Source organism: Rhizobium grahamii CCGE 502, from assembly GCF_000298315.2.
Taxonomy (GTDB): Bacteria; Pseudomonadota; Alphaproteobacteria; order Rhizobiales; family Rhizobiaceae; genus Rhizobium; species Rhizobium grahamii.
In genome coordinates, this window is sequence record NZ_AEYE02000023.1 from 30624 (window position 1) to 55208 (window position 24585).

At 58.6% G+C, this 24585-nt stretch carries 22 protein-coding genes and 2 pseudogenes; 15 read left to right on the forward strand and 9 right to left on the reverse strand.

Features of this window, described 5'->3' with window-relative positions:
• The first annotated feature begins 266 nt into the window (after positions 1-266).
• From RGCCGE502_RS19230 to RGCCGE502_RS38090, 3 genes and pseudogenes are all read left to right on the forward strand, one after another.
• Entirely contained in the window at positions 267-911 is a 645-nt protein-coding gene (locus RGCCGE502_RS19230) for a LysR substrate-binding domain-containing protein (protein ID WP_016555856.1), read from the forward strand.
• A 58-nt stretch (positions 912-969) separates the two neighbouring features.
• Positions 970-1281: a hypothetical protein gene (locus RGCCGE502_RS19235; RefSeq protein ID WP_016555857.1), complete on the forward strand. Its 312-nt coding sequence runs from the start codon at positions 970-972 to the stop codon at positions 1279-1281.
• 452 nt (positions 1282-1733) lie between these two features.
• Positions 1734-2709 (forward strand): annotated as a pseudogene (locus tag RGCCGE502_RS38090) (FAD/NAD(P)-binding protein); the annotation flags it as partial.
• A 502-nt stretch (positions 2710-3211) separates the two neighbouring features.
• On the opposite strand, the gene RGCCGE502_RS19245 reads toward RGCCGE502_RS38090, so the two are convergent.
• Both RGCCGE502_RS19245 and RGCCGE502_RS19250 read right to left on the reverse strand, forming a co-directional pair.
• Positions 3212-4081 carry a 3-hydroxybutyryl-CoA dehydrogenase gene (locus RGCCGE502_RS19245; protein ID WP_016555858.1) on the reverse strand — a complete coding sequence of 290 codons (870 nt, stop codon included), beginning with the start codon at positions 4079-4081 and terminating at the stop codon, positions 3212-3214.
• 81 nt (positions 4082-4162) lie between these two features.
• Positions 4163-4345, reverse strand: a pseudogene (locus RGCCGE502_RS19250) (chromate resistance protein ChrB domain-containing protein); the annotation flags it as partial.
• A gap of 264 nt (positions 4346-4609) precedes the next feature.
• On the opposite strand from RGCCGE502_RS19250, the gene RGCCGE502_RS37765 reads away from it, so the two are divergent.
• On the forward strand, positions 4610-4975 hold the full coding sequence (locus RGCCGE502_RS37765) for a hypothetical protein (protein WP_016555860.1): 366 nt from the start codon (positions 4610-4612) through the stop codon (positions 4973-4975).
• A 187-nt stretch (positions 4976-5162) separates the two neighbouring features.
• Here the strand turns inward: RGCCGE502_RS37765 and RGCCGE502_RS19260 are convergent, their stop codons facing one another.
• The 4 genes from RGCCGE502_RS19260 to RGCCGE502_RS19275 form a co-directional block, all read right to left on the reverse strand.
• Entirely contained in the window at positions 5163-5804 is a 642-nt protein-coding gene (locus RGCCGE502_RS19260; RefSeq protein WP_016555861.1) for an SOS response-associated peptidase, read from the reverse strand.
• Between the two features lie 478 nt (positions 5805-6282).
• The gene (locus tag RGCCGE502_RS19265) at positions 6283-7371 is read right to left on the reverse strand and encodes a potassium channel family protein (RefSeq protein WP_016555862.1); all 1089 of its coding nucleotides are present in this window, start codon (positions 7369-7371) and stop codon (positions 6283-6285) included.
• Between the two features lie 49 nt (positions 7372-7420).
• The gene (locus RGCCGE502_RS19270; RefSeq protein WP_016555863.1) at positions 7421-8008 is read right to left on the reverse strand and encodes a hypothetical protein; all 588 of its coding nucleotides are present in this window, start codon (positions 8006-8008) and stop codon (positions 7421-7423) included.
• A 14-nt stretch (positions 8009-8022) separates the two neighbouring features.
• Entirely contained in the window at positions 8023-9198 is a 1176-nt protein-coding gene (locus RGCCGE502_RS19275) for a zinc-dependent alcohol dehydrogenase (protein ID WP_016555864.1), read from the reverse strand.
• 725 nt (positions 9199-9923) lie between these two features.
• On the opposite strand from RGCCGE502_RS19275, the gene RGCCGE502_RS19280 reads away from it, so the two are divergent.
• Complete coding sequence (locus RGCCGE502_RS19280; RefSeq protein ID WP_016555865.1) at positions 9924-12041, forward strand: bifunctional diguanylate cyclase/phosphodiesterase; 2118 nt, start codon at positions 9924-9926, stop codon at positions 12039-12041.
• A gap of 480 nt (positions 12042-12521) precedes the next feature.
• Here RGCCGE502_RS19280 and RGCCGE502_RS19285 read toward each other — a convergent pair whose 3' ends face one another.
• The 3 genes from RGCCGE502_RS19285 to RGCCGE502_RS37735 form a co-directional block, all read right to left on the reverse strand.
• A complete protein-coding gene (locus RGCCGE502_RS19285) occupies positions 12522-12800 on the reverse strand; it encodes a hypothetical protein (protein ID WP_016555866.1) in 279 nt (92 codons plus the stop codon).
• Positions 12801-13409: 609 nt separating this feature from the next.
• Complete coding sequence (locus RGCCGE502_RS19290; RefSeq protein WP_040675121.1) at positions 13410-14096, reverse strand: hypothetical protein; 687 nt, start codon at positions 14094-14096, stop codon at positions 13410-13412.
• A gap of 726 nt (positions 14097-14822) precedes the next feature.
• The gene (locus RGCCGE502_RS37735; RefSeq protein ID WP_016555869.1) at positions 14823-15008 is read right to left on the reverse strand and encodes a hypothetical protein; all 186 of its coding nucleotides are present in this window, start codon (positions 15006-15008) and stop codon (positions 14823-14825) included.
• 813 nt (positions 15009-15821) lie between these two features.
• Between RGCCGE502_RS37735 and RGCCGE502_RS19300 the strand changes: the two genes are divergently transcribed.
• The 10 genes from RGCCGE502_RS19300 (at position 15822) to RGCCGE502_RS19345 (ending at position 24585) form a co-directional block, all read left to right on the forward strand.
• Entirely contained in the window at positions 15822-16322 is a 501-nt protein-coding gene (locus RGCCGE502_RS19300; RefSeq protein ID WP_016555870.1) for an NADH-quinone oxidoreductase subunit J, read from the forward strand.
• Positions 16322-16624: an NADH-quinone oxidoreductase subunit NuoK gene (nuoK, locus tag RGCCGE502_RS19305; protein ID WP_016555871.1), complete on the forward strand. Its 303-nt coding sequence runs from the start codon at positions 16322-16324 to the stop codon at positions 16622-16624. The genes RGCCGE502_RS19300 and nuoK overlap by 1 nt, the downstream gene beginning before the upstream one ends.
• 4 nt (positions 16625-16628) lie before the next feature.
• Positions 16629-18089: a monovalent cation/H+ antiporter subunit D family protein gene (locus RGCCGE502_RS19310; protein WP_016555872.1), complete on the forward strand. Its 1461-nt coding sequence runs from the start codon at positions 16629-16631 to the stop codon at positions 18087-18089.
• The gene (locus RGCCGE502_RS19315) at positions 18086-18340 is read left to right on the forward strand and encodes a hypothetical protein (RefSeq protein ID WP_016555873.1); all 255 of its coding nucleotides are present in this window, start codon (positions 18086-18088) and stop codon (positions 18338-18340) included. Before RGCCGE502_RS19310 ends, RGCCGE502_RS19315 begins: the two co-directional genes overlap by 4 nt.
• Complete coding sequence (locus RGCCGE502_RS19320) at positions 18333-20090, forward strand: Na(+)/H(+) antiporter subunit D (RefSeq protein ID WP_016555874.1); 1758 nt, start codon at positions 18333-18335, stop codon at positions 20088-20090. The genes RGCCGE502_RS19315 and RGCCGE502_RS19320 overlap by 8 nt, the downstream gene beginning before the upstream one ends.
• Positions 20091-20099: 9 nt before the next feature.
• A complete protein-coding gene (locus RGCCGE502_RS19325; protein ID WP_016555875.1) occupies positions 20100-21572 on the forward strand; it encodes an NADH-quinone oxidoreductase subunit M in 1473 nt (490 codons plus the stop codon).
• Positions 21569-23008 (forward strand): NADH-quinone oxidoreductase subunit N, encoded by a 1440-nt coding sequence (locus RGCCGE502_RS19330; protein WP_016555876.1) that lies wholly within the window; start codon positions 21569-21571, stop codon positions 23006-23008. Before RGCCGE502_RS19325 ends, RGCCGE502_RS19330 begins: the two co-directional genes overlap by 4 nt.
• Positions 23009-23168: 160 nt before the next feature.
• Positions 23169-23534, forward strand: a complete 366-nt coding sequence (locus RGCCGE502_RS19335; RefSeq protein ID WP_016555877.1) for an NADH-quinone oxidoreductase subunit A — start codon at positions 23169-23171, stop codon at positions 23532-23534.
• Positions 23522-24025 (forward strand): NuoB/complex I 20 kDa subunit family protein, encoded by a 504-nt coding sequence (locus tag RGCCGE502_RS19340; protein ID WP_016555878.1) that lies wholly within the window; start codon positions 23522-23524, stop codon positions 24023-24025. The genes RGCCGE502_RS19335 and RGCCGE502_RS19340 overlap by 13 nt, the downstream gene beginning before the upstream one ends.
• Positions 24022-24585: an NADH-quinone oxidoreductase subunit C gene (locus RGCCGE502_RS19345; RefSeq protein WP_016555879.1), complete on the forward strand. Its 564-nt coding sequence runs from the start codon at positions 24022-24024 to the stop codon at positions 24583-24585. The genes RGCCGE502_RS19340 and RGCCGE502_RS19345 overlap by 4 nt, the downstream gene beginning before the upstream one ends.

Below are 24585 nucleotides of genomic sequence, written 5' to 3' on the forward strand. Positions count from 1 at the left end.
AAGGGTTCTTGGACACCGCAGTCTGACCTCAAGTGGGGTTTACTAACACCTGAGGATCAAGGTGCCAAGGAAGAGCGGTGACTTGGCACCCTTCAATGATACGCCCGAGAGAGTGAACTTTCAACGCCGGTGATTGAGGAGGTTGTACCATCTGAAGAGGTCTTTTGCGTTCAACATGTCGGCAGCCTTCACTACGCAGTCCAGAGTCAGATTAGCCTTGATGAAATCCGACGCTGGCAAACAATCCGACCTCCTTATTCCGACGGGTGCGACCGGCGTTCGAACTGGGGGACGCCCTCGCACAGACAAGGATTGCTGGCGAGCGGCCGGCGGGCACTGTCCGCGTGCACGCGTTCCGCTCGGCCGCGCAGAAGCATATCCAACCAATCCTCAAGAGCTTTGCCGAACGCTATCCCGACGTCGTACTGGACATCACGATCGATGATGAGACGGTTGACATTGTGGCTGGCGGCTATGATGTCGCGGTGAGGATCGGCGAGGTCATCCAACGAGATATGGTCGCCGTCCGTCTGGGGCCCGAATTGCGGCAACTGGCTGTCGCGACACCCGACTATTTCAGCCAGCACGGTCGCCCCGAGCATCCACGTGATCTTGTCCACCACCGATGCGTACGGTGGCGCTGGCCTGGACATCAGTCACCCTATGCCTGGGAATTCTTCGAAAACGACGCGTGGTTCGGCGTCGCCGTCAACGGTCCCCTCATCTTGAGCGACAAGGAGATGGCGTTGAATGCTGCTCTTCAAGGTGTAGGAATAGGATTTGCGGTCGGGGACACGGTAGCGGAATATATTGCGCAAGGGCGGCTAGTCAGCTGCCTCGAAGCTTGGTCCGCACTGTTCCCGGGTTGGTTTGTTTGCTACCTGCAGCAGCGGCAGATGGCGCCTGCCTAGCGAGCGTTCATTGATGCCGTCAGATCTGGCCCTAAGGATGACTTATCAGGAGAAGCAAATGTCTTCGGTTGAGCAAATGAAAGAGTTTGCGCGCCTCTTCGACGCACAACTGCCATCGAGCGAAGGTGACGCAGACGCATATTTGGAAGTCGATAGCTTCCGAATGTTCGCCCCAACGGAAGAAGGCGACCTGTTCGCACGCCTTGCCCTCTCTAGCAGCGAGACGATCGATCTGACAGTCAATCCTCTCTGTGCTGCGCGGCTTGCAGCGACCATCCTCGATCTCGTTGGCAGGTCAGGTGACTTCGTGGTCGATCTCCCCCTTTATGATGCCCGGACCGGCGGGCAGGTGGCACGACTGCGGCCTTGAGTAAGGTCAACAATTGGCGACGATGACAATGATCAGTGGTGAGGCACCTCTGCAATCGTGTGGCTGTCACGCATCGCGGCCGGATCGTCGAGCAGGGCCGCAGCGAGACGATCCCTGACAGTACCGCAGCATGACTACACCGAGCGCCTCCTTGCCGTACGGGCAATGCTTGCCATAGACATCTTGCGACCACCATTCGCTGCACGATACCAAGTGCCGCCCGTTGGTGCGTTGGCTTTTCGTACCGATGGCAATAGCGTTTCGGCGTTGGCTGCTTGGCCAAAGAAACATTCTCGAGCACTCGGGCAAAATTGAAGAAGACCACCTTTAGCGCCGCATGGTCGGCGGACCAGCCCTGCAAGGGCGGCACACTCGTCTTTTCGAGTAATAATCGCTCACCAGTCCCTTTCCCCCAACCGGTGGCTCTCACCCCAATGTCTAGATCCTAAACCAGATCCCGGGCCTCGCTTGGCTTTCAGCTCGGAAATGGAGATGAGATTGCCGGTAGAGACGTCGTGCTTTGCCTGGGTGTCGGAAACGCAAAACCTTCCCGTCGAGCCGATTGGCACTCCGGCTCCGGGGCTATCGCGGATAGTCAGGAACCCATGGCGACTAGCATGGGTGCGGTGTCGCACCCTTGGACAACGTCATTATCCTGGGCTCCGGCCTAACGATGATCGATCAGGTCCTGGCTCTTCGCGCATTTGGACATCGCGGTAAGATCGATATCCTGTCACGCCGGGGTCTCGCACCGCTTGGGCATGCCAGGACCGCCCCTGCTCCAATGAGGATCGATGCGCAGGCGTTGCCGGAGACGATCAGCGGGATATTGAGGGCCCTTCGCGCCGACGCAAATGCCGCAAACGACTGGCGGGCGGTAATGGACGGCCTGCGTCCTATCACACAGGAAATCTGGAAGCGGCTCTCGCTCGACGAGAGGTCACGGTTCCTCCGCCACGCGCTCCCCTGGTGGAACATTCACCGTCATCGCGTTGCACCGGAAGTCTTCGAAAGATTCAACACACTGGTCGGCGATGGACAGGTCCGGTTTCACGCCGGCTTTGTCAAGTCGATCGAGATGAAGGCGGCCGCCGGCATCGTCGCAGCCTACAGAATGCGAGGCGGGCAGCAAATGCTGAAATCAGTGCTGACTGGCTGATCAATTGCACGGGAATGGAGCGCGCGGGGATTGCTCACTCACCGTTGCTGAAAGAACTGATGAGGGTGAACTTGATTGCACCGGATCCGCTCGGGCTCGGAATCCAGGTCGATGAACATTCGCAGGTCGTGGCGCCGAACGGGACTGTATCTGGTCGCCTGTTCGTAGTAGGTGCGCTGACGGCGGGGCAGAACTGGGAGATAACAGCTGTTCCAGACATCAGGGTGCAGGCAAAAGCAATCGCCAAGCACATCACACGAGGACAGTGAGTCGCGCTGATGAAGTTTGGCTGCCCATTGCATTGCGCTACGAGCTGGATTGGGGTGCCTCGCCTGCCCATTGGGGCAGGGGCTGCGCTGACGGAGGGACGCCGCAAACCTGCTGGTTAAGCCGAAAACCCGTCATTTTCGGGAGGGCGTGCTGAGCGTCCAATCCTAGTGTGTCAGAAACCCTACTCAACGCTTCCGTGATTGCTGAGCAACGCGACGTACGCGAAGCCGGCCGGGGCACTAATGGGCGTTTGTGCCGCCTTCCTCGCACACCAGGATCCCATGCGAAATCCATTCTCTTAAATAGATCAAGGATCAGGGCCCTACATTGCGATGCGGCTCGATCCCGGACTAGCACAGCTGGGGCATTCGTATCGAGATGCGAAAATCTTCGGCTTCGTTCCGTCTCAATGACGCATGTTTGAACCGGGAAGCACATAGTCAGCGGCTCCGGCAAATGCGCACAGCACGTGCCCGTATCGATTAAGCAAGATCGCCCGGTTCATCGGGAAGGAACTGGTACTTTGCCTCTATAATCGTAAAAGCCCCTTCCGACCTTTCGCCCAAGCCAGCCGGCTTCAACATATTTCACAAGCAACGGACAGGGACGATATTTGGTGTCAGCGAGCCCGTCGCGTAGCGAATTCATAATGGCAAGACAGGTGTCGAGGCCAATGAAATCGGCAAGCTCGAGCGGCCCCATCGGGTGCTTTGCCCCCATCCGCATGCTCGTGTCGATATCGATGACAGAGCCTACACCCTCATGCAGCGTGTAGACCGCTTCATTGATCATGGAGATCATGATCCGATGCACGGCAAAGCCGGGGTAGTCTTCCAATTCCACGACAGTTTTTCCGAGGCGTTGAACGACGGACCGGATAGTTTCAAATGTCTCCCTGCTGGTCGCAATGCCGCGGATGAGCTCTACAAGCTTTGTCGACGGGACCGGGTTCATGAAATGCAGCCCCATGAACTGTTCCGGACGATCAGTTACCCCTGCCATCCGTGTGATCGAAAACGACGACGTGTTCGAGGTGAGGATTGTCTCTGATTTCAGATGTGGGGTCAGGTCCGCGAATATCTTGTGCTTAAGATGCTCGTTCTCAGTCGCGGCCTCGACAATGAGGTCGCTGCTGCCGAGGTCTGTCAGGTTCGGGGTCATCCGTATATGGGCGCCTGCCCCCCGCCTTTCCTCTGTCTCTTCGCGCGCCGCGATCTCATCCAACTGCAGGGCAATATTGCCTGTCGCTTGCGCTAGGGCTTTCGTGTCGACGTCCATCAACGTGACATCATATCCGGAAGAAGCGAAAGCACCTGCGATGCCGCAGCCCATGTGCCCGGCTCCAACTACTCCTATCTTCTGGATGATCATCCTTCCCACCCTTCCCTGAACAATCAGATTCACTCTTTCGGCGAAGATCCGCGGGCTTTAGCGTTTAAGGACGATGTTGCGCCCATGGCTATCGGGCGCAACGTCGAGCCTGGAGGTATCTGCTCCTCGGATAATCGTCGCGAGACGGAGCATGGGTTCTGTCCCCAGCCCGAATTCATCGACCATTATGTCGAAGGTGCAGAGCTCGCCACGGTGGCTCCAGTAGACCTCCTCGATGTCGAAGGGCGTGGCGCAGAAGCGGTCGGCATGGCCAGGACAAGGACGCGATACTTCGGCAGTGGCCTCGTCGGGCGATCGCAACCCCTTGCTCGAGCATTTGCATCGCTGTCTTGCGATGTCAAGTTATTGTGAGCCTATCGGCCGGTCTTGCTCCAGCTGTAGTGAACCTGTGCTCAGTTCGGGAGAAGCCGGAAATGAACGCTTCATCCCTAAGAGGTTTGACGGACGAGGCTTGCCAATTCCCACTGCAGTGGGCACTGCGTCCACCATCTGGTACAACTGGCCACAATGTCGCGCAGCGACACGATCGGATTGGCAATCGCGATTACCGGCATGAGCTTGATGAAGGGATCTGAGGGGGCGACGGGAGTACCCTCACGCAGCTTCTCCGAGCTTTTCCCGCACCATCCGATTGGAAAGCGGCACATCACCACGACGGTTTCGGCTTCTACTTCGCTGGCGCACTCCCACACGCTGGCCTGGCGCTTCCTTACCGAGGCAAATGCCTTGGATCGGCGGCGAAGTCATCGAGCGCATTTTCGTCATTACCGGCGCGCCGGGCGTGCTGCCGATCACGCGGTTAAATTGGTCAGGGAGATTTCGATAAAGGACGGCACGGCCTGGGGTGGTAGATTCCCCATGATGCTTTTTTGACAAGGATGCGGCAGGTGTCAGCAGATGAGCCGGCCATAAAGGCCTTTTCCCGGGCCCAACTCGCCACCCGGCGCAAATTGTACGATAGCTGCCGACTTCTCCGCGTCGATAGCCTCGACTTCGACGGTCGCATGTGGTTTTCGAGGATGGCCCAGACTTGCGTCCGCAAACGTGTCGCCTCGATTACTTACTGCCTTCCTTCCGTGCGCATCGGATCCGGCCTCACGGTGTGCCACTCGGTCTGATCCTTGCACACCGTCTCCACTTTAAGCGAGCCCGCCGGCAGTGGGCGTAACAATTCTTCCTCCCGCTTGGTAAGATCGATCCACGCTTTCCAATCGTTCGGTTGAAGAACAGCGACTTGGCGATTGTGGAAGGGCTCCACATCCGGCCCCGGCTCAGTCGTCAACATCGAGAACGCTGGGGGCTGATTTCCCTCGCCAGCCCGCCAGATACCGGCGATCGCCATAAACGGCGCCCCTGCGAACGAGAACCGATGCTTCGTTTTCGGGTGCTTTTTTCCGGTGAATTCAAAGAAAGCGGTGGCGGGAATAAGGCAGCGGTGGCTACTGCCGAAACGTCTTCCTTCCGATCGAAAGTTAAACACGGGGCCACCATTGCGGGGCGGAGGAAAGCCAAACTTCATTTGTGCCAGCTCTGCAATATTGTCACCGGCGGTTCGCATGACTGGGGCGGTGTCGCCGATCTTGATGTCACTAACCCGCGGCAGATCCCCCTCGCTTTGCCGCGTTGGGATCCCAAGTGCCAAATCTTGCATCATCTTGCAGTATTCTGCGTAGCGGATGTGTTGCTCGTAGTCATTGCACATAGGGTGAGCCTGAGCTTCAAGAGGGTCGAAACGTGGTCGCCGACAATCTGAGCGGATAGCGTCTACGCTTTTCAGTGAGGCCGTACTGCTCAACGGTTGGCTTGACGCTCATGGGGCTTAGCCACGAGCAGATCGAAACATCTGCGCGGACGCATGCAAAACCTTGCTTGCTCGTGTTTGTTCCGACTATGGATTCGTAATCTCCAAAATAGCGTTCTTCGGAGGGCCAAAGATCGATAGGAGACGGAAGCAGTCCGATTTCGTCATAATTGCTAAGAGACACTGTCCCGACCCTGCAGCCGCTTGGCATAACATAGTTTGTCATTAAATTTCCAACGGCTATACAGGTCCCTGAAACCCAGCCGGCAAGCATTTGGGCCAGGTGAAAACTCAGGTGGGACTTTGAAGTGTTCGCGCAGGTGCTCATAATCGAGACGGACACCGTGTTCGTAGATGTAGCCGCCATCGGTTCTGAAACTCACGGATATATGACCGCCTCATCTTGCGGCCGGCGGCACTCGATCTCAGTCATCCCATAGCCCAGCGTCGGCCCCACGCGGCGCACGAGCGGCTCCCATAGACTGCGCTGATCGGCATAGCGCTCTTGATTTGGGTTCGTTTCCACCGAGGCGCGCCGGAGCACCTCCATCGCCGCGGCATAGCTCCTATCGAGATCCCACGCCTGCGCGGCGTCGGTGGGCGTCTCATTGCCTGTCGGAAAATGTTGATCAAGTGTTGCGAGCAGTAACCGGGCACATCTTCGCAAGGCGTCTACGGGTGCCGAGCGCACCAATACGCTGTGCTTCTGCCGATCGAGCGCTGTATCGATCAGGGTGGTGAGATCGAGCAATATGAAGCTTAGCCGCGACACTGAGTAAAGGGGATCCGTGAAGCGAAAATAAAACAGCAGCGGATAGAAATGATGCGCCTCCTTCGTCATGGCGAGCGGACGCACGAGGTTGCCGAGTTCGCTGGTCGCGCTGGTGAAATCGCCGCCCGGGCCGAGCCTTGCCAGCATCTCGGCTGCATCACCCGTGCCGCCCGTCATCAGGTCGACGGTGAGCGCCAGAGCGTTCCTTTCACGAAGCGCAGAGTAGACTTGCACGAGATAGCTCAGCACCAGTGACAGCACCGATGCCCCGATCAGAGAGTTGAGCAGGAAGAGGATGCGCATGCCAGAGGTATGCGGCGAATAATCGCCGCCCCCGACGATGGAGAGGCTGTTCCCCGCAACCAGCAGAGCAGTTACGAAATCCGTGGGCGTTCCGCCACTGCTCGTCCGGATTGCGGTGCCGAGGTCGGGACGGATGACGAGTGCGGCACCGACCGTCAGACCCAGCGCCCAGAACGCAATTAGCGCGATGACGATTATCGGGCCCGCAAAGGACAATGCTGCAGAGCCGCGGCGGCCGAGTAGCCCGACCAGGCCTTTCACCAACGCCCAGATGAGCCGGTTCCAGCGGGGCGCGAGCAATCCGGTGCCGGCGCGAGCATAAAGGACGGTAAGGAAGACGTCGGCCAGGAAGAGCAACATCAGCCCAGCGCCGACGATTTGTTCGAAGGTCATGGCCAACGGCCCGCAAGGCAAGACCTCACCTCACAGTGCAACCGCGCTCTCATTCATCACCAGCGCCAGCTGGCTTCCTGGAGGTGCTGCTTGCGCTGCCCGGCGTCGACCGCAGATCGGCCAGCTCTTTACGAGCCGCGTCGCGGCGTGAGGCCTCAATACCTTTTGGAAAGCCGCTGCGGTCGCCATAGCGGGCATGACCCTCGTACCTTGTGTGACGCCTCGTAGTGGCGCTGGTTGCCATGATGTCGAGCAGGGTGATGCAGGCAACTATTGCCAATGCGACGCCGACGGTTTCGCGCTTAGGGTTGTCGGGACGCATGGCGGTCCCGAGGGTAGCGATATCGAGTGCGTCACCGGCGATGCGGCTTGCAAGCCCGGCCTGTTTGTTCACAGACAGCGTCATGAAGCCGGCGCCTATCTCGCGCACGCCATAGGCGCGCACGAGATTTTCCCTGCCCCGCATGCCGAGCGCGCTGGTGATCCTTTCGGCCGCAAAGATTTCGGCGAAGCCAAGGGCGATGCTGAACCAGCCGAGATTGCGCGCCAGCCGATCGAAGGAACTGAAAGAGCTCGGGCCGGACCGCAGGACCTTCGGATCACCTTTGGAGCGAGTCATGTCGGAGAGAAAAGCCATTTTGGAACCCAGCGCTACGGTTTGAGGACAACCTTGATGCAGTTGTCCTGCTTGTCGCGGAACACCTTGTACATTTCCGGTCCCTCTTCGAGCCCGACCGAATGGGTAATGACAAAGGATGGGTCGATCTGACCTTCCTCAATGCGGCGCAGCAGATCATCGGTCCACCGACGCACGTGGGTCTGACCCATGCGGAAGGAGAGGCCTTTGTTCATGGCCTGGCCCATCGGGATTTTATCAACTAGACCGCTATAGACGCCCGGGATGGAGATGATCCCAGCCGGCCGGCAGACATAGATCATTTCGCGCAGCACGTGCGGACGGTCGTTCTCCAACATCAACATCTGCTTGGCGCGGTCCATCAGGGTGTCCGGCTGGTCCATCGACACATGGCTCTCAAGACCGACGGCGTCTATGCACTTTTCAGGCCCTTTGCCATTCGTCAGCTCGTTCAGCCGCTCGACCACGCTTTCCTCCTCGAAGTTGATCGTGATCGCACCACCAGCCTCAGCCATGGAAAGACGCTCGGCGATGCAGTCGATCGCCACCACCTGTCTGGCTCCGAGCAGCACGGCGCTGCGGATCGTCATCTGGCCAACAGGGCCACAGCCCCAAACCACGACAGTGTCAGTAGGCTCGATGTCGCACTGCGCAGCCGCTTGCCATCCGGTGGGAAAGATATCGCCGAGGAAGAGCACTTGTTCATCGGTGAGGCTATCGGGAACCTTGATGTGCGTCTCGTCCGCAAAAGGTACCCGTAGGTATTCCGCCTGACCACCGGGATACCCGCCTGTCAGGTGGGTATAGCCAAAGAGGCCAGCGGTGGTGTGGCCAAACACTTGATCCGCCTTGTCCTTCTCACGGTTCGTCCGCTCGCAGACGGAGAAGTTGCCGCGCTTGCATTGGTCGCATTCGCCGCAGTTGATGGTGAAGGGGACCACGATCCGGTCGCCCTTCTTCAGGCGGCCGTTCATCTGCGAGCCGGTCTCGACGACTTCGCCCATCATCTCATGCCCCATGATGTCCCCAGGCATCATCGCCGGGATGAAATTGTGGAAGAGGTGAAGGTCGGAGCCGCAGATCGCACAACTCGTTACCTTGATGATCGCATCACGGGGATGCTCGATTTCCGGGTCCGATACCGTATCGCACCGAATGTCTTCCTTGCCGTGCCAAACAAGCGCGCGCATCACTGTCTCCTACCGCTGTTTTCATCCATTAGCTGGTGAGGCGGCCCCCGAGATCCGGAGGGTTTCGAGGCGTGCATTGCCGCTCATCGCTAGGCCTGCGAACAAGGGCGAACCGCAGATGTTCCATGCGAACGATTTTTTTTTGAGGAACTAAGCGGGCCAAGCGTCAATGCATGCCATCCAGTCCGCAGGTATTGTAACCGGAGCGATTTGAATTCAGCTGGACAACACGCTTCTAACCCTGCAACCGCGGTCTGGATCTATAAATTCGTATTCGCGACTTTGCAGCCACGGAGCGAGATCCGTAAGAGCTGTTATCGGCATCCAGGGGGCGCGCCTAATGTTTAGCCCAGGCGTAGGCTTCATGCGGGTTGAAGTTTCTAGGAAACTTATTTGGCACCGGCCTGCGCCAGATCGTTTGATTGACCACCTGCCCGCGTGAGCCCTTTCATTCAGCATACGAATCGCTCTTCGGCGGTTTGCCATGATGTTAGTACGTGCGACAGCTCTGTCCATCCAGGCAAGGCTCTTATCGCGGGCGAAAAGATTGCTGAATAAAGCCGCCATGGCAGAGGCCGCGCTTTCGCGAATGCGCCAGGTTCAGAAGGACGATATCAGAGGACCTCCTTCAACGGGCAGCAAGGCAGTATCTTGCCACTCAGCCTTAATTAGTCATTCGTACAATTCCTGCATGATCAGACTTTATGCAACCGCAGGCCCAGAGCATGGAACTGATTTCGAACACACGTGCACTTTCACGGAAAAAACGGGTTACCATCCTAACACTCATTTTCACCTGCGTCATTGGCCTCATCGCCGGCATCGTCTTTACCTCAGTCGAGTACATGAGAAATGAAGCGAACAAGATCGATGACGCTCGCGCAAGCCGCGCAGTCACGGCTGCAATTCGTTCGTTTCAGGCACGTCTCGGCTCGACGGTTAGCGATAACGCCGTATGGGACGAGGCCTATAGACATATCGGCTCTGCGGACGCAGTCGATTGGGCCTATGAAAACTGGGGGAAAACCACCGAGGACTATCCTCTGTACGACGTCGCGATCGTGCTGACGCCGACGCGAAGTGTTTTGAGTGCCTATAGCAAAGGCAAGGAGATCGATGCCACTTCCTATTTTGGAAGCAGCCTCGTCGAACTTGCGGGTCGCGCGTCGTCATCCGGGAAGCTGCCGTTCACCTCGTTCGTCCGAACCGCTGACGGAATTTACCTCGTCGCAGCGGGTGCGATCCAGCCGTTTAACGACAGCCCGTCGGGCGAGGCATTCAGCACACTTATCTTCGCAAAGCTGTTGACGCCCGAGGTCCTTGGTCAGCTCGACGAGACGTTTGACATCGGAGGCCTGAAGCTGGTCGCCTCGCCGGACCGTTATAGACTGAGCATGCCGCTCCTTGGCGTTTCAGAACGTTCTGTCGGTTACTTAGAGTGGTCGAGCCGTACGCCGGGGAACCAGATCTACGACGGTGTTCGTCGGTCGCTGCTATCCGCCGGCGCGCTGTTCATAACGTTCTTCCTGGCGATCATTGCGACCGCGATTGCGTCCATACGGGGCCTCCAACGCGACGCGATCGCCGCGAGGTACAAGGCCACCCATGATAGCTTGACCGGCCTGTTCAATCGGGCTGGTCTGCTGGATGCGATCGAGGGAACTAAGGTCTCGTCGGATGCTGACCTGGCGCTTGCGTTGATCGACCTGGATGGTTTCAAGGAAGTCAACGATGCGTGGGGCCACGCGATCGGCGACGAGTTGATCAGGCTTGTCGCTAATCGGCTTAAGGATTCTCTGTCCCACACTCGAACAATCTGCCGCTTGGGCGGCGACGAGTTCGCGTTCATTGGTGCCGCTCATGACATTGATAGCAACGCACTTGCTCTGATCCACGCCCTGCAAGAGCCGTTTCGCATTGGTGGGCGCACGATTGAGGTAGGCGCGAGCATCGGCACAGCATCGTTCACGCGGGACATATCTGACGGCTACGAACTGCTGCGGCGCGCCGACATGGCTCTTTACGACGCAAAGGAAAGCGGTCGAGGACGAGTGGTTAAGTATCTGGCCGCGCTCGATATCCAACGCCATCAACGAGCCGAATTGGAAGACAAGCTCCGCCAGGCGATCGAAAACGGCGAGGTCAGACCGGTGTTTCAGCCGCTGGTCGACGCAAAAACCGGCTCTCTGAGGGGCGTTGAAGCACTGGCGCGCTGGGTGCCCGAGACCGGCCCGATCACCCCAGAGGTATTTATCAGCGTAGCTGAAAAGGCCGGCCTTATCGACCAACTTGGCAGGAAAATCCTGGAAGCGTCTGTTGAAGCTGCGTCGTCTTGGAACGATATCGGCTTATCGGTCAACATATCGCCGGTGCAACTGCGCAACCCCGATTTTGCCGCAGTCGTCGAGGCAGTCCTGGAAAAGAGTGAATTCGATCCCAACCGGCTAACGCTTGAGATCACTGAGGGCGTACTGATGTCGAACCCTGAACAGGCAAAGCGCGCGATGGCTCGTTTGAAGGCGAACGGTGTGAAGTTCGCCCTTGACGACTTTGGCTGCGGTTACGCAAGTATCGGCGCGCTGCGCGAGTTCGGGTTTGACCGCATGAAAATCGATCGATCGCTTGTAGTTTCCCTCAGCGACGAGAAAGGTGCGGGCGTCTTGAATGCGACGTTGTCACTGGCGAAAGCGCTTGATATTCCGGTGACGGCCGAAGGTGTTGAGACCCAGGAGCAGGCAGACGCGTTGGCGGAGCGCGGGTGCGACCAACTTCAAGGCTACCTGGTCGGGAAGCCAATGGAGGCTAAGCAGGTTGAGAAAGTTTTCCTTAGAACTGCGGCCTGATCCCTTCCACAGGCCAGTATTCAAGTGAAGCTGAATTTGATGAAAGGCGTCCCTCGTTAGGTGGAGGTCGTCGGCGACCGCTGGGCCGTGCTGACCCTGCGTGGGTTGACCATGAACAGTCATCGCTCCAAGAAGATACAGGCCCAGGAAGTGCGACGCCGCAGATGAGCGCGGCGTTAGAAGAGGCTTGAAACCGAGGGCTCGTCGCTCGGCGCATCTACAGCCAGCGCCCGCTACGGCATCAGGATTTCCTGATAGGGAGGAGCGATGCCTCTTCTTATCCTGTGCTGCTGGATGCGAGCCTGGGGCGAGGCACGGTGCAAATCGCCCGAACAAGGTCACGCCACAAACCCACCGGCTATGATGCAACTCTGCGGCCCCGGCCCTGACTCCCGGCATTGCAGGCCAATGACAGCTGATTCTAGACTGAAGTCAGACCGGTTTAGCATGGACAAACTTTGATAGCGACGCCTATTGGCCTTAAGGCAGTGGCCGTCCCTGAATAGCAGCCCGGGTCCGCTCGAAGCTGGGTGGAGATATCGGCGACGTGCTGCGGCCAAAATACCTTTCAAGTTCCATCGCCAGATCGTCTTCGGATGTCATGCCGCTATGAAAAAGACCGACGAGGAGTTTTGCAGCGACACTATATCTTTTCGGATTGGAAACACTGCTGGCGGGACCATAGCCAGCCGCATCCAAAACGCCCTCTAACATCAGGAGGTCTTTCGATCTCAAGATCACGTGCAACTCGGAAGACATCGCGGTCCTCCTTCTTTTTTGGGGCGAGGGTCTTTCTCCCTGAGGCAGCAGCGCCCGTAACATTGGCTGCTGATAGATGCACCATGCGCCAGCCTCAGTTCGCAAGCAACGTTTTTCATACAATTTTTGTTTTTATTCGCTCTTTTTAACAAAACCAGTGATTGAGGTTGTATTTGCGCCAGAGAGTCTCTATATGCCTTCTGTCGGCATGCTGAGGAGCGCTGGAAAGTGTCGCTCGCAATCGCCGCAATCGCGTTCTGCTTTTGACCACGGATGTACTGGCACTGGTTTGAGTAGCGATATGAGGAAGGTCGGTGCGGTTTCGCCCCGGCCTTTTTTGTTGGCTTCTTCGCGATGACATCATTCGAGCTGCCTTAGTCGCGGATTTTCATATCCTCGCAAAAACGGGATCGTCACCAACACCGGTCTTTGCGTCATCGACTACCGGATTCATCCGATTGCCGAACCGGCTGGCGTTGCTGAGCTGTCTGACGGCGATTGCTGGCAATACGGAAGCAGTCGCGGCTCCTTACAATCTCAGGTCGATGCTTTCGGCCTTAAAGGGCAGGCACGCGGTCTTTCAAGGATCGCGTGCTCTTCAGTCTAGCGTCATCGGTTGCCCGGAAGAATCTGGCTCTGGCGCAGGTCATCGATAGACTGTTCCCGCGCCTCCCTGTCGCCCAGAGGACGGTCCCCTTCAGAGACGTCGCGCTGATGGCCGGTTGGTAGGACGTCGTCCACGACATCGTCCGGGAACTCTTCGACCAACTCGTACGCGCGCACCCGCGGCGACGTCGCTTCCGTGCTTCGTGTATAGCGTCCGACACCCGCCGCAGCGCTTGCAGCGGCATCCGGCTGGAATACGTCGTCCTTCGTCGCGGAGGCCTGGTTGTCTTTGCCAGCAGTCCAGCCTTCCGTCCGCCAGAAGTCTGCACGTTCGTCCATATCGATCGACCCCTCGTCGTCGAGGATGTCGTGGGCCGTGTCGTAGTTGCTCCGGTCGACCGAGGCGGAGACGAGGAAGCCGCCACGACGGAGGCCTTCGGCATAGACTTCGCGGTCTTCGGCCGGGAAGAACCAATCTCCGAGTCTCGACCAGAAGCCGGAGCCTTCCACGGCTGCAGCCGAGCCTTCGCCATCGGCCTCATAGCCGGGCATGAGGCGGACGTCGACAACACCTGCTTCCTTCAGCTTGTCAACCGCGTCCTCGGCGTTGCTTCTGGAGTCGAAGAAGGCCGTCAGCGTACTTTTGGCGCGGCTTCCTGCTGGCGCGCCGTCGTTATAGACATTGGTCATGGAATTCTCCTCCGAGGTTCGTGTGGCAAACGAACGGCCAGACGAGTTGAATGTTCCGTCTATACCGCTGGCGTCCTGGCGAGGCACGGGAACCGGGGCCCACACTTTGGCGGTCAATCGGAAGGGGCCAATTGCGCCAAGGTCGGCCGTAGAGACCAGCTTGGCCGCTGCATGAAAGCAGAAGCCGCCAGAGACAAGACTGAGCGACTTAATTGCGCCTTCGAAGCGGCCATTTCTACGAATAATGCCCGCCCACTCCACAGCCGCATGGCGAGGATTGATGTCTGCGGTTATCATTCCCAGCCGCACGCAGGTTGTGAGAGATAGGGGGATTGCAAATGAGGACGCCGTCAGTCAACCTTCCGTTGCAATAGAAGTTGTTTCCCTGCTCGGGACAGGCCGCCAGACATCTCCATTCTCCACACGCCACGAAAACTTCGGTGTTGCCGAAGCATACGGGTTACGCCGTTCGTAATGGGGCTACGCGAGCAGCGCGGCGAGCGCACCTTCGGGTGCAAGATAGGGTTCACGAACCGCACAATCTGCCCCAGTACAATGTGGTGTATGACCCCATGTGGGGCTACCATCTGGGGCTACATGTATGACAAGACCGTGTTCGATCTCGCCGCGCGGGATTAGTGTCTCCCTCAGATGAAGTCCTTCATGCATCAAGCACGTCTCCTCTGGGCCGCAAACAGCAGTCCACTGTCATCTCTATAGCCATACTCACGCGATCATTGTCAGCAAATCCTCCACCGAAGAGATCTGGACGAAAGACTGCGCCGCCGCGGCAAGGTCAGGGTCCATGGTAACCAGTGCATCCGCCTGCAGCTGCGTGACGGCGATGTATTCGGCGCAGTAGGTATCCGCCCAGTCAAGTTGGCTGGCGATGTTCCACGCGTACCGTTGCAACACGCGGTCGCCGCAATCGAATTCTCAGACCACGAAGATAGTCCAGCTGACCATCAGCTTCTCGCTTGTCGAGATCGCCACTGCGAACCGCCGAATAGAGGTGAGCCAATATCTGGGATCGCAAGAGCGTTGGGGCAACCAAGGCGTGGTTGTCGGGAACCTTTGCGGCATTTTTCGCCAGCAGGAGCGCAGCGTCGGCCGCTATTGCAAACCGCGTGTTCACCACGATCTTCTCTCCCTGGAAGTTGGTCGGGAACCAGTCTGTGCAGTTAAATGATCCTCCTTCCGGTGCCGACAGCGAAAAATGGCCCAACGCGTCCTTTCGACCGCTATACCATCGAGATTGAGCTGGTTCGCTGAAATGAGTGTCTTGACGGTACCTCCGCGCTCCGTTGCCAGATCGGCACTCTGCTGTGCGTTCAGCGCGCTCTTCTCGATCTGTGTCATCGCCGCGTTGTTTTAGAAGCGGGAGCCGTTTCGTTCAGAAGGTCGTTGGCGAGCGTTGCCAACGATTGCGCTGTCTGCTGGCTCTCTTCAAGAGCAGCGCTTTGCTGCTGGAAAAGATCGGTCTCGCCGTCACGGTGTCGTCCAGGTTTGATGGGCCCAATCATGCGGCGCGGCACTTCCTTGCCCCTTCAGAGTGCCCGCTACGGGGCGATGCGGGTCGGTTCGTTGGTCGGTATCCCACCATGACAATAATCTTGTGAAAAATCCGAGACTAGGGCACAATTTATAAATGCACCTGAAGTGCGCAACTACCTCATTACCGGCCATCTCGGGCGGGGTGACAGTTTGCGTGGGAGGGGCGCGTCGATGGGTCAGGGGTTCTTTCTTCTGTTCGCGACGGTGTCGGTGATTGCGGCCCTGACTGTGGTCATAGCCCGCAATCCGGTTCATAGTGCATTGGCATTGATGGTCTGTTTCCTGCAGATCTCTGCAATCTTTATCTTGCTCGACGCAACGTTTCCCGCCGTCATCCAGATCTTCGTCTATGTCGGCGCGATCATGGTCCTGTTCTTGTTCGTGATCATGATGGTCGACGTGCGCGAAGCCGTGTTGCAGCGGTTCTTGCCCGGCGGCAACCTGCCCTCTCTGGTGCTGCTCGTCCTGCTTGGGGTCGAGATGCTCACCTTGGTGCTCTGGAGCAAGCGCTTTTCCGTTATGGAGCCCGCCGCCATCGTCGGCGGCGATGAGATCAGGCAGCTCAGCACAGCGCTGTTTGCCGACTATCTGCTGCCGTTCGAAGCAGCATCCGTCATCCTCTTGGTGGCCTTGGTCGGCGCAATCGTGCTGGCGAGGAAGGAGCAGGGATGATGGCTCCACTGTCCTGGTACATCGTGCTCGGAGTGATCCTCTTCGTGATCGGAGCGGCGGGCGTGCTGCTCAGGCGCAATATCCTGGTCGTGCTGATGTCGCTGGAGCTGCTACTCAACTCGGTCAACATCAACTTCATTGCTTTCGGGCGCCAGTACGGCGATTTCCGTGGCCAGATCTTCGCAATCTTCGTCATCGCGATCACCGCGGCAGAGGTCGCCGTCGCCCTTGGTATCTTGGTCGCCTTTGTGCGGAACAAATCCACCCTCAAGGTCGACGATGCGACAATGATGAAAGGATAGCGGTTTGGACCCCGTGATATCGATCCGGCCGCTATTCGCCGTCGCCATTCCAGCTCTGGCGGCCCTTGTCATTCTTCTTCTGAATGAGCGCGAGAAACTCCGCGATCTCGTCTCGCCGGTCGCAGCAATCATAATGTTCGCGATTGTCGCCTCGATGGCACCAACAGTGCTTGCTGGTGGGACAATCGATCTGCGCCTGTTCGAAATCCTGCCGGGGATTGACTTCGCGTTCCGCGTCGACGCGCTCGGCATGGTCTTTGCCACCGTCTCGTCGCTGTTGTGGATCGCGGCGGCGATCTATTCCATCGGCTACATGCGGCACCTGAAGGAGCATGCGCAGACCCGGTTCTTCGCCTGCTTCGCTGGCAGTCTCGCGGCCGCCGCCGGCGGCGCCTTTGCCGCCAACCTGTTCACGCTGGTGATCTTCTACGAGGTGCTCAGCCTCGTTACTTATCCGCTCGTTTATCACCACGAGGACGAAGAAGCCTGGGCAGGCAGCCGCAAGTATCTTGTCTATCTCATGGGCGCCTCGAAGAGCGCACTTCTCGCCGCCTTGGCGCTGACTTACTACCTTGCGGGATCGCTCGACTTCGCTGTGGGCGGACTGTTGGCAGGCAGCAGCGCCTCCGCAGCGTTGCTGACGGTGGTCTATGTCGGCTTTCTATTTGGCTTCGCCAAGGCTGCGGTGATGCCGATGCATGCTTGGCTGCCAGCCGCCATGGTCGCCCCGACCCCGGTCAGCGCGCTTCTGCATGCCGTGGCCGTAGTGAAGATGGGCGTCTTCTGCGTGCTGCGGGTGGTGTTCCATGTCTTCGGCACAGGGCTGATGGGCAGCCTTCACCTTGGCACCGCCACCGCCTATCTGGTCTCGTTCACAATCCTGATGGCGTCTGTCTACGCCCTTACGCGGGACGACCTGAAAGCGAGGCTCGCCTATTCGACGGTCAGCCAGCTATCCTACATCGTTCTCGGCGCAGTTTTGTTGTCCCCGCTTGCAATGGTCGGTGGGATTCTCCATATCGCGGCGCACGCCTTTTCCAAGATCACTCTTTTTTTCTGCGCAGGTTCGATCTATTGCGCCTCCGGCAAGCGCAACATCAGCGACATGGCCGGGATCGGCCGCCGGTTGCCCTGGACGATGGGGGCGTTCTTTGTAGGCTCGCTTAGCATGATCGGGGTGCCGCCGACCGCGGGCTTCGTCAGCAAGTGGTATCTGACGCTGGGCTCGATGCAGGCGGGAGACGTTGCGTTCCTCGTCGTGCTCCTGGTGAGCTCGGTTCTCAACGCCGCCTATTTCCTGCCAGTGACCTACCTCGCCTTCTTCAGGACGGAGGCTGAAGAGATGCCAGCGGTTCGCGAAATCCCGTTGCTGGCGATCCCGCTGGTGGCAACGGCTGTCCTGTCGGTATCGATGGGTATCTTCCCCAACTATTTCCTCACCTTGGCGGAAGGAGTTGTCAGATGATCAAACGCGTGATCGATTTCTTTGGTGATGAAACCTATGCCAGTCAGCGGCGCCGGCTCTTCTATCTGGTGCTTGTGCTGGTCGTCATCGCCGACTTTCTGGTCCCGCGCGAGCATGCCGAATATCTGTGGGACCGCGTGCCGGGCTGGTCGGCTGTCTATGGCTTGGGATCCTGCGTCCTTTTGATCTTCGTTTCCAAGTTCCTCGGCCATCGGGGCGGGCTCATGCGGCGCGAGGACTACTATGACTGAGTTCATCCACCCAGCCCTGCTGTTCATACTTGGCGCCCTCGCTATCCCTTTCCTGAGCGGACCGATCCGCAAGGTTTATCTGGTGCTGATCCCGCTGCTGGCGTTGCTTGCTGTGGTTGCGATGCAGCAGGGTAACTATGGAGCGACGCAGTTTCTCGGACAGGAAATCCTGATCGCCAAAGTCGACAAGCTCAGTATCGTCTTCGCCACCGTCTTTGCAATCATGGCCCTGATCGGAACAGTCTACGCGCTGCACTTGCCTCGCGCCGGCCAGCATGTCGCAGCATTCGTCTACGTTGGCGGCGCGCTTGGCGTGGTTTTCGCAGGCGACTACCTGACGCTCTACATGTTTTGGGAAACCATGGCGTTCGCTTCCGCCTATCTGGCCTTCGCCCAGGGTGGTCGCCAGGCGATCAATGCCGGGTTCCGCTATCTCATGGTCCATGTCACCGGCGGCGTCGTCCTGCTTGGCGGCATCGTTCTCCATGGGCTCTCGGCAGGGTCGCTGCTCTTCGGCCCGATCGGAGCAATGGACGCCGGCAACTACCTCATCCTTGCCGGTTTCCTTCTCAACGCCGCCGTACCGCCGCTCAACGCATGGCTGACTGACGCCTACCCCGAGGCGACCGTGACGGGGGCAGTGTTCCTGAGCGCGTTCACCACCAAAACCGCCGTCTATGTGCTGGCGCGGGCGTTTCCCGGGACGGAGCTGCTCATTTGGCTCGGCACCGCAATGGCACTCTACGGCGTCATCTATGCGGTTCTCGAAAACGACTGCCGGCGTCTCTTGGCTTATCACATCGTCAGCCAGGTCGGTTACATGGTGGCCGGCATCGGCATCGGGACCGAGATGGCCGTGAACGGAGCCACAAGCCACGCCTTCGCCCATATCCTCTACAAGTCACTCCTATTCATGGGAGCCGGGGCCGTGATCTATGTCACCGGGCGACGCAAGCTCACCGAACTCGGCGGGCTCTACAAGACCATGCCGGTGACCGTGGCACTCTACATGATCGGCGCCTTCGCGATCTCGGCATTTCCGTTCTTCTCCGGCTTCGTCACCAAGTCGATGGTGATTGCTGCTGCCGGAGCGGATCATCGGGCGCTGGTCGTGCTCGCCCTGACAATGGCGTCGTCGGGAACGTTCCTGCACACCGGGCTTAAGCTTCCCTATTACATGTTTTTCGGGACGGACCGGAAGCTTGAGGCGCGGGAGCCGCCGATGAACATGATTGTGGCGATGGGCATGGCGGCCGTGCTTTGCATCGCGATCGGCATATTCCCTCAGCCGCTCTATGCGCTTCTGCCATATCCGGTGGACTTCGAACCCTATACGGGCGCCCATGTCACCGAAAGCCTGGGTCTGCTGATGTTCACCGCCCTGGGATTTGTCCTGCTTCTCAGGGCGCTTGACCCCGAGAACACCATCAGTCTCGATACTGACTGGATCTATCGCAAGGGCGCGCGGGTCTTCATGTGGATCGCCGAACGGCCGCTGGCGCGCTACGAGCAGGCGGTGAGCAACGTGTCGGAGACAGCGGCACTGCCACTCCTGCATGCGGCGGCACGGGCAGGACTGCGGATCGATCTTGTCAGAGTGGACGCTGTCGTGAATGGCGTCGCCCGCTCGGTCCTGCGCGGTGGTGGGGCACTTCGGCGGCTCCAGACCGGCGTCGTGTCCCATTACGCACTGGCGATGATGGTCGGTATCATCGCTGCCACCGTCGTCTTCGCCACGGTCTGGCGGTAGGGGGTGGCCATGGGGTTGCCGCTCCTCAGCCTCATCGTATTTACGCCAGCCGTTGGGGCTGCGGTCCTGGTTTTTCTGCGCAGCGACGATGCCATACGGCGGACAGCGCTCGCCATCACGGTTCTCGATCTTGCCCTTTGCATCGCAATGCTAGCGAGCTTTGACGCGACCCACGTGATGCAGTTTGTCGAGACACACCCGTGGGTGCCGGCGCTCGGGATCAGCTACTCGCTTGGCGTTGATGGAATAAGCGTGCTCTTCGTGTTCCTCACCGCGCTGTTGGGCTCGATCTGCGTGCTCGCATCGTGGGTCGCGATAGATCGCAAGGTGAAGGAGTTCATGGTCAGCCTGCTGGTCATGCAGACGCTGATGCTGGGGGTGTTCTGCGCGCTCGACCTGTTCCTGTTCTATGTCTTCTGGGAGGCGATGCTGATCCCGATGTACCTGATCATCGGCGTCTGGGGCGGTGAAGGCCGGTTTTATGCAGCCTTCAAATTCTTTCTCTATACGCTGGCAGGCAGCGTTCTGTTCCTGGTCGGCGTCATCGTGCTCTATTTCAACGGCGGCAGGACCTTCGACATTCTCGCCCTGACCGCGCAGGATTTGCCGTTCCCGATCCAGTCGTGGCTGTTCTTCGCCTTCCTGGTTGCCTTCGCGGTCAAGGTGCCGATGGTCCCGGTCCATACCTGGCTGCCGGATGCGCACGTGCAGGCGCCGACGTCCGGCAGTATCATTCTCGCCGGCGTGCTCCTGAAAATGGGGGCATACGGATTTCTGCGCTTCTCGCTACCGATGTTGGCAGAGGCGTCGGTCTATTATTCGCCATTGATGCTGGCGCTTTCGGCACTTGCCATCGTCTATGGCGGTCTGCTTGCACTCGCGCAGGACGACCTGAAAAAGCTGGTGGCCTATTCCAGTATCAGCCACATGGGTTTCGTCACGCTGGGAATTTTCTCGCTGAACCTCCGTGGCCTGGAAGGCGCCATCCTGCAAATGTTCAATCATGGCGTAACGACAGGTGCGCTGTTCCTGTTCGTCGGCCTGATCTACGAACGGACACATTCGCGCAGCATCGCCGATTACGGCGGGTTGATGAAGGCAGCGCCCGTCTATTCCGCGTTTTTTGCGCTGTTTACCCTATCGTCGATGGCCCTGCCGGGAACGAATTCGTTCGTGGGTGAGCTGCTCGTGCTGTCCGGTGGATTTGAGGCGAGCCTCGCCGTCGGCGCGGTTGCAATTCTCGGCGCCTTGCTGAGCGCGGCCTACCTGCTTAGCATGTATGGGAAAGTTGCGCTCGGTCCGGCAATTGTCGGCGCCCGGTTCAAGATACGCGACGTCAACGCCCGCGAGATGGTCACGATCCTGCCGCTGGCCCTTCTCGTGCTTTGGCTTGGGTTCTATCCAAAACCGTTCCTCGGCATCATCGACACCTCGGTAAAGCACCTGATGGCGCAGGTGCATGGTAATGGGAGTGGCCAATGACCGCCGCCGCGCTCTTCCAGTCGATCCTTGCAAGCTTGCCCGAAATCGTCGTGGTCGCCGGCGCCTGCATCCTGCTGATTCTCGGACAGCTTGTTCGGCAAGGCCAGGGCAATTTCCTTCTCGCAGCTTCCGTCGCGATTGTGCTTGTTGCCGCCGTGTCGACGTTCATGCTGGCGGGCGAGGTGCGTCCGGCCTACATGGGCATGTTCGTCTCCGACCGCTTCTCGGCATTCTTCAAGATCGTCTTTTATCTGGCGACCGTTCTGACATTCCTGCTTTCGCGAAAATACGCCGACATAGAAGGGATCGGAAACAGTGAATACTACGTCCTGCTGCTCTTTGCGCTTTCGGGAATGATGATCATGGCCTCGGCGACGGATCTCCTGTCGATCTATGTGGGCCTCGAACTGACGGTGCTTTGCACCTATGTGTTGACCGGCTTTTTGCGGAAAGAGCGCCGCTCGAACGAAGCAGCGCTGAAATACGTGATCCTTGGCTCCGTCTCGACCGGGATTTTCCTCTATGGCGTTTCGCTCGTCTACGGCCTGACCGGCACAACGCAACTGGATGGGATCGCTGCCACGGTGACCGGCGATCCGCTTGATCCCGGATTGTTGCTGGCGGTGGTCTTCATTGTCGCGGGGCTGGTCTTCAAGATCGGCGCGGTGCCGTTCCATATGTGGCTGCCGGACGCCTATGAAGGAGCACCTACGACCATCACCGCCTTCATGTCTGTCGGTCCCAAGGCGGCGGGGTTCTCGGTGATCCTCCGTGTATTCCTCAATCCGCTGGTCGCAGCCTCGGATGTCTGGATTATCGTTGCGGTGGTTGCGGTTGCGACGATGGCGCTCGGCAGTTTCGTGGCGCTGGTGCAGGACAATTTCAAGCGGCTCCTTGCCTATTCCAGCATTGCTCATGCCGGCTTCGCCCTTTTCGGCGTGGTTGCCGGCGGTGCGGATGGGATCGCCAGCGTAATGCTCTACCTGCTGATCTACTCCTTGATGAACCTCGGCATTTTCGGGACCATCATCATGATGCGGAGCGACGATTTTTCGGGCGAGATTATCGAAGACTATGCCGGTCTCGCCAAGTCGCATCCCGTGCTTTCGCTTGCAATGCTGCTCTATCTGTTCTCACTGGCGGGCATTCCGCCGACAGCCGGGTTCTTCGCCAAGTTCTACGTGCTGGTGGCGCTCGTCGAGCGGGGATTCATCATGCTGGCGGTGATCGCGGTGCTGCTGAGCGTCGTCGGCGCCTACTTCTACATTCGTATCGTCATGCTGATTTACATGCGCGAGCCGAAGAGGGCGTTCGACCCGATACTGACGCCCTGGGTCGGCGCCACGCTTGCCTTAACCGCCGCCGGCACCATCGGGATCGGCCTGTTTCCGTCGTGGTTTCTAAGGCTTGCTCAACATTCGGTGCTGGGCGGCTGATCTATTGAATTTGCAATGATCCACCCGACGGAATACACTGACAATTGACGAAAGGATTGCCCAAAGTCGCTTCTCGGGGCGATTGCACAACTGGTCCAGAATTGATCGGTGGCGGCCTCGACAAAGCTCTCGGTTGTGACCGGGGCAATGCGATATGACTATGGCTGCAATGGAATTCTTGCCGGTCCTTGTCATGGTCGCCGGAGTTGCTCTGGTGACGGGGGGAACGCTGTTTGTCTCCTCGCTGCTGCGTCCGTCCAATCCCTATCCCGCAAAGAACATGCCCTATGAATGCGGCATGGACCCGGCGGGCGAAGCCGCCGGGGGCCGCTTCAGGGTACAGTTCTTCATGCTCGCGATCCTGTTGGTCGTCTTCGACGTCGAGACGATGTTCCTCTTTCCCTGGGCTGTCGTCCTGAAAGACATCGGGATCGTCGGCTATGTCGAAATGTTCGTCTTCATGGTGCTGCTTACCGTGGGTTTCGCCTACGCTTGGTTGAAGGGAGCGCTGGAATGGGAGGCGTAAGCAATGCTATCCGCGACAGCGTCCTGTTCACCACGGCTGACAGCGTTATCAGCTGGAGCCGAAGGTCGGCACTCTGGCCGGAGACTTTTGGAATTGCTTGCTGTGCCATCGAAATGATCTCGGCGGGATGCGCGCGCTACGATCTCGATCGGTTCGGCGTCGTGTTCCGGCCTTCGCCGCGCCAGTCCGATGTGATGATCATCGCCGGCACAGTGACGCGGAAGTTCGCACCCGTCGTGCGCAGGCTCTATGACCAGATGCCGGAGCCTCGCTGGGTGATCGCAATGGGCACCTGCGCGATTTCCGGAGGGGTCTACAATACCTATGCCGTGGTGCAGGGATCGGAAACCTTCGTGCCTGTCGATGTGCATGTGCCAGGCTGTCCTCCACGGCCTGAGGCGCTGATGCACGGCTTTCTGCTGCTTCAAGAGAAGATCAAGAGATCCCGTGCGCTGGCCGGGACGCCTCTGGGTCGGGTTGCGGGCTTATGAGTGTGGAGTCGACTTTCAATCGCGCTCCGATCATGGAGCACTTCAAAGCAGGAGTTGAGGACCTCGGCACCGTGCATGGCATTCACGCCTTTGCTGTTCCACCCGACAGGATTGTCGAGTTCTGCCGATTTCTGAAAGACCAACCGGCACTGCAGTTCAATTTCCTTTCGGATATCTGCGGGGTTGATCATTATCCGGAAACGCCTCGGTTCGAGGCGGTGTATCATCTCTATTCGCTACCCAACAGGTGGCGGGTTCGCATCAAGTGCCAACTTGGTGATCCGCCGCGCGTCCCTTCCGTGACCGGGGTCTGGCGCACCGCCAACTGGCATGAGCGCGAGGCCTGGGACATGTATGGCATCACGTTCGAGGGACACCCCGATCTGCGTCGGATTTACATGTGGGAAGGCTTCAAGGGCTTTCCACAGCGCAAGGATTTCCCCTTGCGGGGCTACAAGGACACATTGAATCCTTTCGGGGCCGAAGGCCCGCCGCCAACACAGCCCGACATCGCCACCAGGGACATCCCGCAAGGAGGCCGTTCTACGCCGGAACATTGA

What these genes read in the sequence shown, in the direction of transcription:
- RGCCGE502_RS19340 (WP_016555878.1), top strand. Translation starts at nt 23,522, where the DNA reads ATGGGAGGCGTAAGCAATGCTATCCGCGACAGCGTCCTGTTCACCACG.
- RGCCGE502_RS19260 (WP_016555861.1), bottom strand. Translation starts at nt 5,804, where the DNA reads ATGTGCAATGACTACGAGCAACACATCCGCTACGCAGAATACTGCAAG.
- RGCCGE502_RS19235 (WP_016555857.1), top strand. Translation starts at nt 970, where the DNA reads ATGTCTTCGGTTGAGCAAATGAAAGAGTTTGCGCGCCTCTTCGACGCA.
- RGCCGE502_RS19300 (WP_016555870.1), top strand. Translation starts at nt 15,822, where the DNA reads ATGGGTCAGGGGTTCTTTCTTCTGTTCGCGACGGTGTCGGTGATTGCG.
- RGCCGE502_RS19345 (WP_016555879.1), top strand. Translation starts at nt 24,022, where the DNA reads ATGAGTGTGGAGTCGACTTTCAATCGCGCTCCGATCATGGAGCACTTC.
- RGCCGE502_RS37765 (WP_016555860.1), top strand. Translation starts at nt 4,610, where the DNA reads ATGTCGCGCAGCGACACGATCGGATTGGCAATCGCGATTACCGGCATG.
- RGCCGE502_RS19320 (WP_016555874.1), top strand. Translation starts at nt 18,333, where the DNA reads ATGACTGAGTTCATCCACCCAGCCCTGCTGTTCATACTTGGCGCCCTC.
- RGCCGE502_RS19275 (WP_016555864.1), bottom strand. Translation starts at nt 9,198, where the DNA reads ATGCGCGCGCTTGTTTGGCACGGCAAGGAAGACATTCGGTGCGATACG.
- RGCCGE502_RS19290 (WP_040675121.1), bottom strand. Translation starts at nt 14,096, where the DNA reads ATGACCAATGTCTATAACGACGGCGCGCCAGCAGGAAGCCGCGCCAAA.
- RGCCGE502_RS19335 (WP_016555877.1), top strand. Translation starts at nt 23,169, where the DNA reads ATGGCTGCAATGGAATTCTTGCCGGTCCTTGTCATGGTCGCCGGAGTT.
- RGCCGE502_RS19315 (WP_016555873.1), top strand. Translation starts at nt 18,086, where the DNA reads ATGATCAAACGCGTGATCGATTTCTTTGGTGATGAAACCTATGCCAGT.
- RGCCGE502_RS19285 (WP_016555866.1), bottom strand. Translation starts at nt 12,800, where the DNA reads ATGTCTTCCGAGTTGCACGTGATCTTGAGATCGAAAGACCTCCTGATG.
- RGCCGE502_RS19270 (WP_016555863.1), bottom strand. Translation starts at nt 8,008, where the DNA reads ATGGCTTTTCTCTCCGACATGACTCGCTCCAAAGGTGATCCGAAGGTC.
- RGCCGE502_RS19280 (WP_016555865.1), top strand. Translation starts at nt 9,924, where the DNA reads ATGGAACTGATTTCGAACACACGTGCACTTTCACGGAAAAAACGGGTT.
- RGCCGE502_RS19265 (WP_016555862.1), bottom strand. Translation starts at nt 7,371, where the DNA reads ATGACCTTCGAACAAATCGTCGGCGCTGGGCTGATGTTGCTCTTCCTG.
- RGCCGE502_RS19325 (WP_016555875.1), top strand. Translation starts at nt 20,100, where the DNA reads ATGGGGTTGCCGCTCCTCAGCCTCATCGTATTTACGCCAGCCGTTGGG.
- RGCCGE502_RS19330 (WP_016555876.1), top strand. Translation starts at nt 21,569, where the DNA reads ATGACCGCCGCCGCGCTCTTCCAGTCGATCCTTGCAAGCTTGCCCGAA.
- nuoK (WP_016555871.1), top strand. Translation starts at nt 16,322, where the DNA reads ATGGCTCCACTGTCCTGGTACATCGTGCTCGGAGTGATCCTCTTCGTG.
- RGCCGE502_RS19245 (WP_016555858.1), bottom strand. Translation starts at nt 4,081, where the DNA reads ATGATCATCCAGAAGATAGGAGTAGTTGGAGCCGGGCACATGGGCTGC.